This window comes from Blastococcus sp. TML/C7B (assembly GCF_016612845.1).
Classification (GTDB): Bacteria; Actinomycetota; Actinomycetes; order Mycobacteriales; family Geodermatophilaceae; genus Blastococcus.
In genome coordinates this window covers 854,222-868,884 of sequence record NZ_JAEOAA010000002.1, presented here as the reverse complement: position 1 = coordinate 868,884, position 14,663 = coordinate 854,222, and the positions used below count along the sequence as shown (strand labels likewise).

The window sequence follows — 14,663 nt, the reverse complement described above, 5'->3', positions numbered from 1 at the left end:
GGGGCCTCGACAGCGGGATGACCCCGGCAACTGCACGATCGGGAGCCGCGGCAGAGCCTGGGCGCACCGCGGCCCCCGTCCTGGCGGGCAGGACGGGGGCCGCGGCGTGCGACGGGACGCAGATGCCAGGCGACTCAGATGTCGTAGTACATCGCGAACTCGTGCGGGTGCGGGCGCAGGCGGATCGGGTCGATCTCGTTGGCCCGCTTGTAGTCGATCCACGTCTCGATCAGGTCGGGCGTGAAGACCCCGCCGTCGATCAGGTACTCGTGGTCGGCCTCGAGGTTGTCCAGCGCGGCGTCCAGCGACGCGGGGACCTTCTCGATGCCCAGGGCCTCCTCGGGCGGCAGCTCGTAGAGGTCCTTGTCGACCGGCGCCGGCGGCTCGATCTTGTTCTTCACGCCGTCGAGGCCGGCCATCAGCATCGCCGAGAAGGCGAGGTAGGGGTTGGCCGACGGGTCGGGCACGCGGAACTCGATGCGCTTGGCCTTCGGGCTGTCACCGGAGATCGGGATGCGCAGGCACGCCGAGCGGTTGCGGGCCGAGTAGACCAGGTTGATCGGGGCCTCGTAGCCCGGCACCAGGCGGTGGTAGCTGTTGACCGTCGGGTTGGTGAAGGCCAGCAGCGACGGGGCGTGCGCGAGCAGGCCGCCGATGTAGTGGCGGGCCATGTCGGACAGACCCGCGTAGCCGGTCTCGGCGTGGAAGAGCGGCTGCCCGTCCTTCCAGAGGCTCTGGTGGCAGTGCATGCCCGAGCCGTTGTCGCCGAACAGCGGCTTGGGCATGAAGGTCGCGGTCTTGCCGGCGGCCCAGGCGGTGTTCTTGATGATGTACTTGAACAGCATCAGGCTGTCGGCCGAGCGCAGCATGGGTGTCGAACTTGTAGTTGATCTCGGCCTGCCCGCCGGTGCCCACCTCGTGGTGGCCGCGCTCGAGCTGGAGGCCCGCCTTGGTCAGGTTGACCATCATGTCCGAGCGCAGATCGCTCTGCTGGTCGTAGGGCTCGACCGGGAAGTAGCCGCCCTTGGGGCGGGCCTTGTAGCCGCGGTTCGGGCTGCCGTCGAGCTCGGTGGCCGCACCCGAGCGCCAGGAGCCCTCCTCGGACTCGATGTGGTAGTAGCCCTCGTTGATCGAGGTGTCGTACCGGACCGAGTCGAAGACGTAGAACTCGGCCTCGGGCCCGAAGTAGGCGGTGTCGGCGATGCCGCTGGAGGCGAGGTACGCCTCGGCCTTCTTCGCGACGTTGCGCGGGTCGCGGCTGTAGGCCTCGCGCGTGATCGGGTCGTGGATGAAGAAGTTGACGTTCAGCGTCTTGTGCTTGCGGAACGGGTCCACGAAGGCGCTGTTGGCGTCGGGCAGCAGCAGCATGTCCGACTCGTTGATCGCCTGGAACCCGCGGATCGACGACCCGTCGAAGCCCAGACCGTCGGAGAACGTGTCCTCACCGAAGGTCGACGCCGGGATGGTGAAGTGCTGCATGACGCCGGGCAGGTCGCAGAAGCGCACGTCGACGAACTCGACGTCGTTGTCGCGGATGTAGCTGGCGACCTCGTCGGGACTGTTGAACATCGATCCTCCGGGTTTGTGGACGGCCGAACGAGAAGCTACGAGGGCGGAGTTGCCCCGCCGTGTCCCGAGTGTTTCGGGGCGGTAACAACGCGGCCCGGCGTGTCGGGCTCCCGTCCGGCGCGTTCCAGGGGTGCTTCGAGCCAGGTTCTAGGCTGGCAGTCATGGGCAGGGACGTGCAGCCACCTTCTCAGGAGCGACGGCGGGGCGCCTCCCTGGGGCTCCCGGCCGACGGCGCCGGCTCGCTGGCGGCGTTCAGCACGCGGATCGGCGCCTTCCTGATCGACTCGCTGGCCGCGGCCCTGGTGGCGGGGCTGTTCACCGCTCCCGAGCTGCCCGGCAACTGGAGCCTGGTGTCGTTCGCGGCGCTCACCGTCGTGTTCCTCGTGGTCGCGGGCCAGACCCCCGGCATGCGGCTGCTCGGCCTGCGGCTGGCCCACCCGCGGCCCGGGCAGCGGCTCGACCTGTGGCGCGCCGTCGTCCGCACCGCGCTGCTCGTGCTGCTGGTGCCTGCCCTGCTCGTCGACGCCGACGGCCGCGGCCTGCACGACCGGCTCACCGGCACGGCCGTCGTCCGCGACCGGGCGTAGCACCCGGCCGCGGACGACGGCGGCCCCGCGTCAGGGCTGCTGCGCCGGCTCCAGCTCCGCCCCGAGGTGGAGGTGGTGCTCCTGCTCGGCGTGCCCACGCGGCTGGTGCGCCAGCGCCGAGGGGTTCTCGTAGGCGCTCTCCGCGTGCAGCGCGGTGTCCAGGCCCTGGCGCTCCTGCTCCGGGGTGACCCGGATGCCCACGGTCCGGTCGAGGACCTTGGCCAGCAGGAAGGTCAGCGTGAACGTCCACGCGCAGGTGGCCAGCAGCGCGAGGGCCTGCTTGCCGAGGAGCCCGGCGCCGCCGCCGTAGAGGAGGCCGGCCACGCCGGTGGGGGCGTCGGGGTGCGCGATGAGGCCGATGGCCAGCGCGCCGACGATGCCGCCGACCAGGTGCAGCGCGACGACGTCGAGGGCGTCGTCGTAGCCGAAGCGGTGCTTGAGCAGGACGGCGAAGTAGCAGACGACGCCGGCGGCCACGCCGATGGCCATCGCCCCGACCGGGGAGACCGTGCCGCACGACGGGGTGATCGCGACCAGCGCGGCGATCGCGCCGGAGCAGGCGCCCAGCGTGGTGGCGTGCCCGTCGCGGACCTTCTCGACGACCAGCCAGGCGCAGGCGCCGGCGCAGGCGGCGGCGAGGGTGTTGAAGATGGCGACGGCGGCGTCGTTGTCCGCGGCGCCGAGCGCCGAGCCGTCGAAGCCCAGCCAGCCGGTGAGCAGCAGCCCGACGCCGACGACGACGAAGGGCAGGTTGTGCGCCTTGGGCTGCACCGGCCACGTCCGGCGCTTGCCGAGCACGATCGCCAGGGCCAGCGCCGCGATGCCGGAGTTGACGTGGATGGGCGTGGAGCCGGCGTAGTCGACGGCGCCGAGCACGTTGGCCAGCCAGCCGCCGGTGGTGCTGCCGTCCTCGGCGTCGAACGCGAAGGTCCAGTGCGCGACGGGCAGGTAGCAGAGCACGACCCAGAGGCCGGCGAACACCATCCAGGCGCCGAACTTCATCCGGTCGGCCGCCGCGCCGGCGATGATGCCGATGGTCAGCCCGGCGAAGCTCAGGTGGATGGCGGCCAGCCCCAGCGGGGGCAGCCCGTCGGCGTCGTCGGGGGAGAGCAGCTGGCCCAGGCCGGCGAACTCCAGCGGGTTGCCCAGCAGGCCGGCGCCGCCGAGGGAGTCGCCGAAGACGGCGGAGTAGCCGACGGCGACCCAGGTGAACGCGGTCAGGGCGAAGGCGCCGAAGACCATCATCATCATGTTCGTCGTCGTCCGGCGGGAGACCATCCCGCCGTAGAAGAGGACGAGGCCGGGCAGCATGAGGACGACCGCGATGATCGCGGTCAGCAGCCATGCCGTGTTGCCGGTCGTGGTCGGATCCATGTGCGCCTCCAGGGGGACGGCCGGGGCGCACCGACACCTTCGATGCGCTATCGGAAGTCTGCGGAGGCGTCGTTCCGATGCGTTATCGAATTCGTGTCGCGCAGGTTACGGTTCGTCCCCCGCCGCCAGGGCCGCCCGCTCGACCTCGGCCGAGCGGGCCGGATCGGCGAGCAGCGCGCGCACCGCGGTCCGCGCGGCGAGCTGCGCCGCGGCCGCGGGGTCGGGGAGCACCGCACCTCGGCCGGCGTCGTCCGGCGTCGGCGTCCGGAACCGGTGCTGCACCCCCTCGGTCTGCGCGAGGCAGGCCGTCACCGCGGCGCGCGGGTCGCCCGCGAGGAAGTCGCCGGATGTCATCCCGGCCGCGACGATCCGCTCGAGCTCGGCGCGCAGCTGCCCGTAGTCGGCCAGGATCTCGGCGAACGAGTCCGGCTGCGCGTGCGCGGCCCGCTCGAGGTCGTAGAAGTCCAGCGCGCCGCGGCACATCTGCAGCACGTCGGCGTGCAGGACGGCGTACAGGTGCACCGGCGGGGGAGTGGCGGCCGCGGCCAGCCGGCGGGCCACCTCCAGCGACTCGCGGTTGGCGCCGGTCAGCGCCAGCAGCAGGTCCTCCTTGGAGCGGAACCAGTAGTAGACCGACGACTGGCCCAGCCCGACCGACCGGGCGATCTCCGACATGGTCGTCGCCGCGTAGCCGCGGTCGGCGAACAGCCGTGCCGCGGACTCGAGGATCTCCTGCCGCGGGTCGCCGGCGGGGGCGACGCCGGTGCGCCGCGGGCGCCCGAGGGTGCGGGGGCGTTCCGGGGTGCCGGAGCGCGGGGGAGAGGTCGGGGAGTCGGCCATGGGCGGAAGTTAACACGACCGACACCGTTTCGATGCGGCATCGGAATGCGCGGACGGCACCTTTCGACATGACATCGAAAGCCCCGCCAGGAGGAACCATGACCATCACCACCGGCACCAGCACGCAGCGCGACGCGCAGGACGTCGAGGCGGTCCGCGCCCGGCTGGAGGCCGCCGGCGTCCGGTACGCCCTGGCCGGCTTCAGCGACCTGCACGGCCGGCTCAAGGGCAAGGTCGTGCCGCTGGCCCACCTCGGGAACATGGCGGCGGGCTCCGAGCTGTTCACCGGCGCGGCGCTGGACGGCGTCCCGCAGCACATCAACGACGAGGAGGTCTCGGCGCACCCGGACCTGGCGCGCGGCTTCCAGCTGCCGTGGAAGCGCGACGTCGCCTACTTCCCGTCCACCCTCTACACCGGGGGCGAGCCGTTCGAGGCCGGGGCCCGCTGGATCCTGCAGCGCCAGATCGCCGCCGCCGCCGAGCTCGGGTTCACCTTCAACCTCGGCATCGAGACCGAGTTCTTCGTCCTCAAGGACGGCGCGGACGGCCCCGAGGAGGTCTCCGACCGGGACACTGCGGCCAAGCCCTGCTACGACCTGACGACGACGCTGGACAACTTCGGCTGGCTCACCGAGCTGGTCGAGGCGATGGACGAGCTGGGCTGGGGCGTCTACTCCTTCGACCACGAGGACGCCCGCGGCCAGTTCGAGATCGACTTCGGCTACGCCGACGCGCTCACCTCCGCCGACCGGGTCAGCTTCTTCCGCATGATGGCCGGCGAGATCGCCCGCAAGCACGGCTACTTCGCCTCGTTCATGGCCAAGCCGTTCGCCGACCGGACCGGGTCCGGCGCGCACTTCAACATGTCGCTGGCCGACGTCACCACCGGCGTCAACCTGTTCGCGGAGGGCGAGGACCCCAAGGGCGCCGGGGTCACCGAGCTCGGCTACGCGTTCATCGCCGGGATCCTGCGGCACGCCAAGGCCATCAGCGCGGTCATCGCGCCGACGGTCAACAGCTACAAGCGGCTGGTCCGCAAGGGCTCGATGTCCGGCTCCACCTGGGCACCGGTGTTCGTCAGCTACGGCGACAACAACCGCACGAACATGGTGCGCATCCCGCTGGCCGGCGGCCGGGTCGAGTGCCGCGCCGCCGACATCTCCTGCAACCCCTACCTGGGCGCGGCGATGATCCTCGCCGCCGGGCTCGAGGGGGTCCGGGAGCACCTGGACCCGGGCGCGCCGCACCGCGAGAACATGTACGAGTACACCGACGCCCAGATCGCCGAGCTGGGCATCGACCTGCTGCCCCGCGACCTCTCCGGCGCGATCGACGCCTTCGAGGCCGACGCGCTGTCCCGCGAGGTGTTCGGCCCGGCGCTCTACGACTCGTTCATCGATTACAAGCGTGGCGAGTGGGAGTCCTACCAGTCGCACATCTCCGCCTGGGAGACGGAGCGCTACCTGAAGTTCTTCTGATGGCCGCGTCGTTCGACCTCGGCAGGTTCGCGCTGGAGTCCGGCGCGGACCTGCCGGCCCGGCTCGGCTACACCACCCACGGCACGCTGGCGCCGGACGGCGGCAACGCCGTCCTGGTGCCCAGCTACTACACCGGCACCTCGGCCAGCTACGCGCCCTGGATCGGCCCGGGCGGGGTGCTGGACACCGACGAGCTGTTCGTCGTCGCGGTGGACATGCTCGGCAACGGCGTCTCGACCTCGCCGTCGAACGCCCCGCCGGAGGTGGCGGGGCCGGACTTCCCGCTGGTGACGGTGCGCGACCAGGTGCGGGCCCAGCGGCTGCTCCTCGACGCGCTCGGGGTCGGCCGGCTGCGGCTGGTCGTCGGGTGGTCGATGGGGGCGATGCAGGCCTACGAGTGGGCGGTCACGCACCCGGACGACGTCGACGCGCTGCTCCCGATCTGCGGCGCAGCCCGCTGCTCCCCGCACAACGCGGTCTTCCTCGAGGGGGTGCGGGCGGCGCTGCTGGCCGACCCCGAGTTCCGCGGCGGGCGGTACGCCGCACCCCCGCGGGCCGGGCTGGCGGCGTTCGGCCGGGTGTACGCCGGCTGGGCCTACTCGCGGGAGTTCTTCGCCGCGGGCACCCACCGGGAGCTGGGCTACCCGACCGTGCAGTCGGTCCTGGACGGCTGGGCCGACGACCACGCCGCCATGGACGCCAACGACCTGCTGGCGATGATGGCCACCTGGCTCAGCGGGGACGTCGGCCGGGACCGGCCCGGCGGGTACGACGCCGCGCTGCGCTCGGTGCGGGCGCGCACGATCGTGCTGCCGTCGACCACCGACGCGTACTTCACCCTCGCCGACGCGGAGGTGGAGGCATCGCTCGTACCGGGGGCGGAACTGCGGCCGCTGCGCTCGGACCTGGGGCACGTGGCCGGTCGCCCGGGCGTCCGGGCGGCGGAGACCGCGGAGATCGCCCGGGCGGTGCGGGACCTGCTCGCCGGCTGACCTCGGGAATGCGGTGGACCGGCGGTGCGGCCGGCCGCAGACTGCCGGGCGTGATCGTCCGCCGCGAGCTGCCCGCCGACGCCGACGCCGTCCGCGCGGTGCACCGCGCCGCCTTCGCCCGGGACCCGGCCACGGGGGCGGACCGCGCCCCGGCCGACGTCGTCGAGCCGGGGCTGGTCGACGAGCTCCGCCTCGACACCGGCTTCCTGCCCGCGCTCTCGCTCGTCGCCGAGGTGGACGGCGTCGTCGTCGGGCACGTGATCGCCACCCGTGGGCACCTGGACCCCGGCGACGCGCCGGCTCTCGGGCTCGGCCCGCTCGGGGTGCTGCCGGGGATGCAGGGGCGCGGTGTCGGCACCGTGCTGGTGCACGCCCTGCTCGCCGTCGCGGAGGCCGCGGGGGAACAGCTGGTCGCGCTGCTGGGCGAGCCGGCCTACTACCGCCGGTTCGGCTTCCGGCCGGCCGCGGAGTTCGGCGTCACCGCGCCGGAGCCGGCGTGGGGCGGCTACTTCCAGGCCCGGCTGCTCGGTGGTTCGGCGACGGTCGGGGGTGCCTTCCGCTACGCGGCCCCCTTCGACCGGCTCTGAACGCGGGGCCCTGAACGCGGGGCCCCGAACACGCAGGAGGCCCCGTCCGGAACCGGACGGGGCCTCCTGCGGGAGCGAATGGATCAGCGGCGGCGCACCTGGCGCTGGCTGATCGACATCTGCCGGCCGCCGGGCAGCGGACCGCCGGGCACGGGCATCTTCGGGCCGCCGAGCGCGCTCAGCCGGCGGCCGAGGGTGTTGAGCTCGCCGGCGCTGAGGTTGCGCGGCAGCTTCATGACGTGGGCGCTGAGCTTCGGCAGCGGCACCTGACCCTCCCCGTCGCCGACGAGGATGTCGTAGATCGGGGTGTCGCCGACGAGGCGCGCGACCTTCTTCTTCTCCTGCGCGAGCAGGTTGCGCACGCGGGCGGGGGAGCCCTCGGCGACCAGGATCACCCCGGGCCGGCCCAGCACGCGGTGGACGGCGTCCAGCTGCGTGGTCCCGGCGACGCCGGAGGTCACCCGCCAGTCACCGCGCAGGCCCTCGAGCACCCAGGCGGCAGCGCCGGGCTGGCCCTCCACCTGGCGGTACGCCGACCCCTGCGCGCGCCGGCCGAAGACGATGAGCGCGGCGAGCAGGCCGAAGAGCACGGCCAGCGGGATGAAGACCAACGGCAGGCCGATCAGGATGCCGATCAGCTCGATGACGGCGCCGACCGCCACGAAGGTGATGAGCAGGATCCACGGCAGCTTCGGGTCGTTCTTCGCGGTCATCGAGTACGCCTGCTTGATCATGCGGGCGTTCGTGCCGAGCTTCTTCAGCCGGCCGACCTTGGGGTTGCCCTTCTTGTCCAGCTTCGGCGCCGTGGCGGCGGTCGAACCGGACGAGGGCTTGCTGCGTGCCATGCCCCCAGGATAGGGGCCGGGGAGATCAGACCTGGGGAGCGAGCCCGCGGGCGGCCACGGCCTGCTGGTAGAGCCGCCCGGCGCGGTACGAGCTGCGCACCAGCGGGCCGGCGAGCACGCCCGGGAAGCCGATCGCCTCGGCGTCGGCCTGCAACTGCACGAACTCGTCGGGCTTGACCCAGCGGACGACGGGGTGGTGCCGCGGCGACGGGCGGAGGTACTGGGTGATCGTGAGCAGGTCGCACCCGGCGTCGTGCAGCGCCTGCATCGTCTCCACGACCTCCTCGGGCTCCTCGCCCATGCCGAGGATGAGGTTGGACTTGGTCACCAGGCCGGCCTCGCGGGCCGCGGTGATGACGGCGAGCGACCGCTCGAAGCGGAAGCCCGGGCGGATGCGCTTGAAGATCCGCGGCACCGTCTCGACGTTGTGCGCGAGCACCTCGGGGCGGGAGGAGAAGACCTCGGCCAGCTGCGCCGGGTCGGCGTTGAAGTCGGGGATGAGCAGCTCGACGCCGCAGCCGGGGAGCTGGGCGTGGATCTGGCGGACGGTCTCGGCGTACAGCCACGCGCCGCCGTCGGGCAGGTCGTCGCGGGCGACGCCGGTGACCGTGGCGTACCTCAGGCCCATGGTGGCGACGCTCTCGGCGACCCGGCGGGGCTCGTCGGCGTCGAAGTCCGCGGGCTTGCCCGTGTCGATCTGGCAGAAGTCGCAACGCCGGGTGCACTGGTCGCCACCGATGAGGAAGGTGGCCTCGCGGTCCTCCCAGCACTCGTAGATGTTGGGGCAGCCCGCCTCCTCGCACACCGTGTGCAGGCCCTCGCGGCGGACCAGCGACTTCAGCTCGGTGTATTCCGGGCCGGTCTTCAGCCGGGTCTTGATCCACTCGGGCTTGCGCTCGATCGGCACCTGGCTGTTGCGGACCTCGAGCCGCAGCAGCTTGCGGCCGGCCGGCGCGGTGGTGGAGTCCTGGGCGGGGACCGGGGGCGCCGTCTCGCTCATGATCCCCACCGTACGCCGGGAAAGGCCGCAGCCCCCGTCGCGGAGGCGACGGGGGCTGCGACGTGGAGCACGGACGGGCAGGTCAGACGGGGTTGCCCTGCGGACCGGCGGTCGGGCCCTCGTCGGCGTTGCCGCCGCTGGTGAAGGGCTGCGGCGCGTCGGTGCCGTTGACGGTCTCGTCGTCGGGGCCGTCGCCGTCCACGAGCTGCGCGTCCCGGACGCCCATGTCGGACTCGTTCGGGGAGGCGTCGCCGGACTGGTCGGCGGTGGAGACGGTCTTGCCGGAGTTCTCGGAGCTGGGCACGGGGTCCTCTCGGTAGCTGGGAACCGGGCCGTCGCCGGCGGGCGCGGGGGTCCAGTCGTCGTCCTTCCTGCGGCGGAGGGCGACGAAGGCCGCGGTACCCAGCAGGAGCGCGCCGAACACCCAGGTCCAGCGGCGGCGCGGCTCGGGCTCGACGCCGGCCTTCCGCTTGACCGTCTTCGCGGTGGCGAGCGCGGCCTTCTCGAACTCGCGGTGCTTGCGTCCGGCGTTCTTGCGGGCCTTCTTCGCGACCTTGCGCGCCTTGCGGCCGGAGGACTCCGCCGCGGCGGCGAGCTCGGCCCGGCGTGCGTCGAGCTCGCTGCGCGCGCTGTCCACGCCGGCGACCAGCGTCTCGCGGGCGCTCTCCAGAGCCGGGGCCACCGCACCGCGGGCCGCGGCCACCTTGGGGGTGGCGTAGGCGAGTGCGGCGACCTGGGCGGCCTCGAGCCGCGGGACGACGTCGTCCTTGAGCGTCTTCTGCGCCGCCTCGACGCGGGGGGCGAGGTCGGCGGCGGCCCTGGCCGCGGCGACCTGGGCGGCGCTCACCGCCGAGGCGACCCGGGGCGCGGCGGCCTCGCGGGCCGCCTCCACCCGGGGTGCGAGGTCGGCGGCGGCCTTCGCGGCGGCCGCCTGGGCGGCGTCGAGCCGCGGGGCCAGCGCGGTGCGGGCGGCCTCGACCCTGGGCGCGAGGGTGTCACGGGCGGTGGCCACGGCCGGGGCGGCGGCGGCGACCGCGGCCGCCACCTTGGGGACGACGGCCTCGCGGGCCGCCTCGTATGCGGGTGCGGCGGCCTCGCGGGCAGCCGCCACCCGGGGGCTCACCTGCTCTGCGGCGAGCCGGCCTGCCTGGGTGGCCGCCACACCGAGGTGGGTGAAGCCCTCCTGCAGTTCGGCGCCGATGACCTGACCGCGCGTCTTCTTGCGGAACACGAGCTGCACCTCCGAGTTGATCGCTTGGCGATCATCCTGCCCGGTCGGGCCGCTGCGCACACCCCCAGCGGCGAGGTGGGGGCGCGGAGCACGGCGGGTGTGGCTAGCGTCGCACCGTGCAGCTCCGCATCTTCACCGAACCGCAGATGGGCGCCACCTACGACGACCTGCTCGCCGTGGCGCGGCGCACCGAGGAGACCGGTTTCGACGCCTTCTTCCGGTCCGACCACTACCTGACCATGGGTGGGGACGGGCTCCCCGGTCCGACCGATGCGTGGCTGACCCTCGCCGGGCTGGCCCGCGAGACCAGCCGCATCCGGCTCGGCACGCTCATGACGGCGGGCACCTTCCGGCTGCCCGGGCCGCTGGCGATCTCCGTGGCGCAGGTCGACCAGATGAGCGGTGGCCGCGTGGAGCTGGGCATCGGCGCGGGCTGGTTCGAGCGCGAGCACACCGCCTACGGCATCCCGTTCCCGTCGCTGGGCGAGCGGTTCGACCGGTTCGAGGAGCAGCTGGCGATCATCAGCGGGCTGTGGGGCACCCCGCCGGGGGAGACGTTCGACTTCACCGGTCAGCACTACCGGGTGAGCGGCTCGCCGGCGCTGCCCAAGCCGGTGCAGGACGGCGGCATCCCGATCCTCGTCGGCGGCGGCGGGAAGAAGCGCACGCCCCGGCTGGCCGCGCGCTACGCCGCCGAGTTCAACGTGCCGTTCATGTCGGCCGAGGACAACGCGCGGCTGTTCGGCGGCGTGCGGGAGGCCTGCGACGAGGCCGGCCGCGACCCGTCGTCCCTGGTGTGCAGCTCGGCCCTCGTGCTGTGCGTGGGGAAGGACGAGGCGGAGATCGCCCGCCGGGCGGCCGCGATCGGGCGCGAGGTCGACGAGCTGCGGGCCCACGGCGTGGCCGGGACACCCGCCGAGGCGGTCGACGTCCTGGGCCGCTACGCCGAGGCGGGCGCCCAGCGGGTCTACCTGCAGGTGCTCGACCTGGCCGACCTCGACCACTTGGACCTGGTGGCCTCGGAGGTCGCGCCGCAGCTCTGAGTCCGGCGCTCCGCTTCGAGGCAGGGGCCGCGCGGTAGCATCGGCGCCGTGACCGGCGGGCTCCTGCTTCCCCTGCCGTGCTGATCTGACGACAGCGGACAGCACGGCGGCCCCTCCTGCGTGAGGGGCTTTTTCATGCCCGTCGGCGAACGAGACCAGGAGCACGAACGATGAGCCAGACGGCCGACCAGCCCAACGTCGAGCAGGCGGCGGGGGACATCCCCCCGCACCGCTACACGCCCGCGCTGGCCCAGCAGATCGAGCTCTCGTGGCAGGACCGCTGGGAGGCCGAGGGCACCTTCCACACGCCCAACCCCACCGGCCGGCTGAGCGAGGGCTTCGAGCGGGTCGCCGATCGCCCGAAGTTCTTCGCGATGGACATGTTCCCGTACCCCTCGGGCGCGGGCCTGCACGTCGGACACCCGCTGGGCTACCTGGGCACCGACGTCACCAGCCGGTTCCGCCGGATGGACGGCGACAACGTGCTGCACCCGATGGGCTACGACGCCTTCGGCCTGCCCGCCGAGCAGTACGCCGTGCAGACCGGGCAGCACCCCCGGGTCACCACCGAGGCCAACATCGCCGCGATCAGCGCGCAGCTGCGGCGGCTGGGCGTGGACCACGACCAGCGGCGCACCTTCGCCACGATCGACCCGGGCTACTACAAGTGGACCCAGTGGATCTTCCTGCAGATCTTCGGGTCCTGGTTCGATGAGGACGCCGGCAAGGCCCGCCCGATCGAGGATCTGGTCGCCGAGCTCGACGCCGGCACCCGGGAGCCCGCCGCCGGCACCAACCCGACCGGCCGCCCGTGGGCGGAGCTGGACGCGCGCGAGAAGAAGGTCGTCGTCGACGGCCACCGGCTGGCCTACCTGAACGAGGCCCCGGTGAACTGGTGCCCCGGCCTGGGCACCGTGCTCTCCAACGAGGAGGTCACCGCCGACGGGCGCTCCGAGCGCGGCAACTTCCCGGTGTTCCGGCGCCCCCTCAAGCAGTGGATGATGCGGATCACCGCCTACGCCGACCGGTTGCTGGCCGACCTGGACCGGCTGGACTGGTCGGAGTCGCTGAAGCTGATGCAGCGCAACTGGATCGGCCGCTCGACCGGGGCGAGGATCCGGTTCGCCGGTGGGGCGGGTGGGGGCGACACGGCCTCGGGCGAGACCATCGAGGTCTTCACCACCCGGCCGGACACGCTGTTCGGCGCGACCTACGTGGTGCTGGCGCCCGAGCACCCGCTGGTCGAGGCCCTCACTGCGGGCGCGTGGCCCGACGGCACCGACCCGCGGTGGACCGGTGGCGCGGCCACCCCGGCCGAAGCCGATGCGCGAGTACCAGCGGCAGGCCTCCCGCCGTTCCGAGCTGGACCGCCAGGACGCCGGGCGCGAGAAGACCGGCGTCTGGCTGGGCGTACACGCGGTCAACCCGGTGAACGGCCGCGAGCTGCCGGTGTTCATCGCCGACTACGTGCTCACCGGCTACGGCACCGGCGCGATCATGGCGGTGCCCGGCGAGGACACCCGCGACTTCGAGTTCGCCGAGACCTTCGGGCTGCCCGTCGTCCGCACCGTGCAGCCGCCGGCCGGCTTCGAGGGCGGCGCGTACACCGGCGCCGGACCGATGATCAACTCGGCGAACGACGAGATCTCGCTCGACGGGTTGGAGAAGACCGAGGCGATCGAGCGGATCACCGCCTGGCTGGTGGCCCGTGGCGCCGGCGAGGCCACCACCACGTACAAACTGCGGGACTGGCTGTTCAGCCGGCAGCGCTACTGGGGCGAGCCGTTCCCGATCGTCTACGACGAGGACGACCGCCCGGTCGCCGTCCCGACGTCGATGCTGCCGGTGCTGCTGCCCGAGGTCGACGACTACTCGCCCAAGACGTTCGCCGACGACGACGCCGACTCCGCCCCCGAGCCGCCGCTGTCCCGCGCCACCGACTGGACGACGGTCGAGCTGGACCTGGGCGAGGGCCTGAAGAAGTACCGCCGCGAGACCAACACGATGCCCAACTGGGCCGGGTCGTGCTGGTACTACCTGCGCTACCTGGACCCGGGCGACGACGAGCGCATGGTCGACCCCGAGCTGGAGCGGTACTGGATGGGCCCGCGCTCCGAGGGCGACACCGGCGGCGTCGACCTGTACGTCGGCGGCGTCGAGCACGCGGTGCTGCACCTGCTGTACGCCCGCTTCTGGCACAAGGTGCTGCACGACCTCGGCCACGTGTCCAGCGAGGAGCCGTTCCGCCGGCTGGTGAACCAGGGCTACATCTCCGCCTACGCCTACACCGACGAGCGGGGCTTCTACGTGCCCGCCGCCGAGGTCGTGGAGAAGGACGGCCAGTTCCTGTACGAGGGCAAGCCGGTCAACCGCGAGTACGGGAAGATCGGCAAGAGCCTCAAGAACATGGTCACGCCGGACGAGATGATCGGCGCGTACGGCGCCGACACCTTCCGCGTCTACGAGATGTCCACCGGCCCGCTGGAGCAGTCGCGGCCGTGGGAGACCAAGGCCGTGGTCGGCTCGCAGCGGCTGCTGCAGCGGATCTGGCGGGTCGTCGTCGACGAGGTCTCCGGCGCCGTCCGGGCCACCGCCGACGTGGAGCCCGCGGAGGAGACGCTGCGCGCGCTGCACAAGGCGATCGACGGCGTGCGCGACGGCTACGCGACGCTGCGGTTCAACATCGCGATCGCCCGGATCACCGAGCTGACCAACCACCTCACCCAGGCCTACGGCGCGTCGTCGCCGGTGCCGCGGTCGGTGGCCGAGCAGCTGGTGCTCATGGTGGCGCCGCTGGCCCCGCACCTGGGCGAGGAGCTGTGGTCGCGGCTCGGCGGCGAGGGCTCGGTGGCCTGGGCGCCGTTCCCGACCGCCGACCCGCGCTGGCTGGTCGAGGACACCGTGCAGGTCGCCGTCCAGGTCAACGGCAAGGTCCGGTCGCAGGTGACCGTGCCGGCCGACGCCGACGCCGCCGCGCTGGAGGCCGCCGCCCGCGCCGACGAGAAGATCGCCGGCCACCTCGAGGGCGCGACGATCCGCCGCGTCGTCGCCGTCCCCGGCCGGCTGGTCAACTTCGTCCTCGGCTGAAAAGCGGTTGTCGGGGCCGGTAGAACGGTC

The 14,663-nt window shown here is 73.0% G+C and carries 10 protein-coding genes and 2 pseudogenes; 6 read left to right on the top strand and 6 right to left on the bottom strand.

Features of this window, described 5'->3' with window-relative positions:
* Nucleotides 1–134: 134 nt before the first annotated feature.
* Nucleotides 135–1,569 (bottom strand): annotated as a pseudogene (gene glnA, locus JKP76_RS24215) (type I glutamate--ammonia ligase).
* Nucleotides 1,570–1,730: 161 nt separating this feature from the next.
* Here glnA and JKP76_RS17060 point away from each other — a divergent pair.
* Nucleotides 1,731–2,156, top strand: coding sequence for an RDD family protein (locus tag JKP76_RS17060; protein ID WP_200492045.1), 426 nt, complete (start codon nucleotides 1,731–1,733; stop codon nucleotides 2,154–2,156).
* Nucleotides 2,157–2,186: 30 nt separating this feature from the next.
* Here JKP76_RS17060 and JKP76_RS17055 read toward each other — a convergent pair whose 3' ends face one another.
* Nucleotides 2,187–3,530: an ammonium transporter gene (locus JKP76_RS17055; RefSeq protein ID WP_200492044.1), complete on the bottom strand. Its 1,344-nt coding sequence runs from the start codon at nucleotides 3,528–3,530 to the stop codon at nucleotides 2,187–2,189.
* A gap of 105 nt (nucleotides 3,531–3,635) precedes the next feature.
* The gene (locus JKP76_RS17050; protein WP_200492043.1) at nucleotides 3,636–4,370 is read right to left on the bottom strand and encodes a TetR/AcrR family transcriptional regulator; all 735 of its coding nucleotides are present in this window, start codon (nucleotides 4,368–4,370) and stop codon (nucleotides 3,636–3,638) included.
* Nucleotides 4,371–4,468: 98 nt separating this feature from the next.
* On the opposite strand from JKP76_RS17050, the gene glnT reads away from it, so the two are divergent.
* Genes glnT through JKP76_RS17035 form a run of 3 tightly spaced genes read left to right on the top strand, consistent with a single transcriptional unit; the run spans nucleotide 4,469 to nucleotide 7,427 of the window.
* Nucleotides 4,469–5,848 carry a type III glutamate--ammonia ligase gene (glnT, locus tag JKP76_RS17045; RefSeq protein ID WP_200492042.1) on the top strand — a complete coding sequence of 460 codons (1,380 nt, stop codon included), beginning with the start codon at nucleotides 4,469–4,471 and terminating at the stop codon, nucleotides 5,846–5,848.
* Complete coding sequence (locus JKP76_RS17040; RefSeq protein WP_200492041.1) at nucleotides 5,848–6,840, top strand: alpha/beta fold hydrolase; 993 nt, start codon at nucleotides 5,848–5,850, stop codon at nucleotides 6,838–6,840. The genes glnT and JKP76_RS17040 overlap by 1 nt, the downstream gene beginning before the upstream one ends.
* 50 nt (nucleotides 6,841–6,890) lie before the next feature.
* Entirely contained in the window at nucleotides 6,891–7,427 is a 537-nt protein-coding gene (locus JKP76_RS17035) for a GNAT family N-acetyltransferase (protein ID WP_200492040.1), read from the top strand.
* An 83-nt stretch (nucleotides 7,428–7,510) separates the two neighbouring features.
* Here JKP76_RS17035 and JKP76_RS17030 read toward each other — a convergent pair whose 3' ends face one another.
* From JKP76_RS17030 to JKP76_RS17020, 3 genes are all read right to left on the bottom strand, one after another.
* Nucleotides 7,511–8,272, bottom strand: coding sequence for a DUF4191 domain-containing protein (locus JKP76_RS17030; protein WP_200492039.1), 762 nt, complete (start codon nucleotides 8,270–8,272; stop codon nucleotides 7,511–7,513).
* A 25-nt stretch (nucleotides 8,273–8,297) separates the two neighbouring features.
* Nucleotides 8,298–9,272 carry a lipoyl synthase gene (gene lipA, locus JKP76_RS17025; protein ID WP_200492038.1) on the bottom strand — a complete coding sequence of 325 codons (975 nt, stop codon included), beginning with the start codon at nucleotides 9,270–9,272 and terminating at the stop codon, nucleotides 8,298–8,300.
* 82 nt (nucleotides 9,273–9,354) lie between these two features.
* Nucleotides 9,355–10,503, bottom strand: a complete 1,149-nt coding sequence (locus JKP76_RS17020; RefSeq protein ID WP_200492037.1) for a hypothetical protein — start codon at nucleotides 10,501–10,503, stop codon at nucleotides 9,355–9,357.
* Nucleotides 10,504–10,619: 116 nt separating this feature from the next.
* Between JKP76_RS17020 and JKP76_RS17015 the strand changes: the two genes are divergently transcribed.
* Nucleotides 10,620–11,546: an LLM class F420-dependent oxidoreductase gene (locus JKP76_RS17015; RefSeq protein WP_200492036.1), complete on the top strand. Its 927-nt coding sequence runs from the start codon at nucleotides 10,620–10,622 to the stop codon at nucleotides 11,544–11,546.
* Nucleotides 11,547–11,716: 170 nt separating this feature from the next.
* Nucleotides 11,717–14,633: pseudogene (gene leuS / locus JKP76_RS22720) on the top strand (leucine--tRNA ligase).
* The last annotated feature ends 30 nt before the right edge of the window (nucleotides 14,634–14,663 follow it).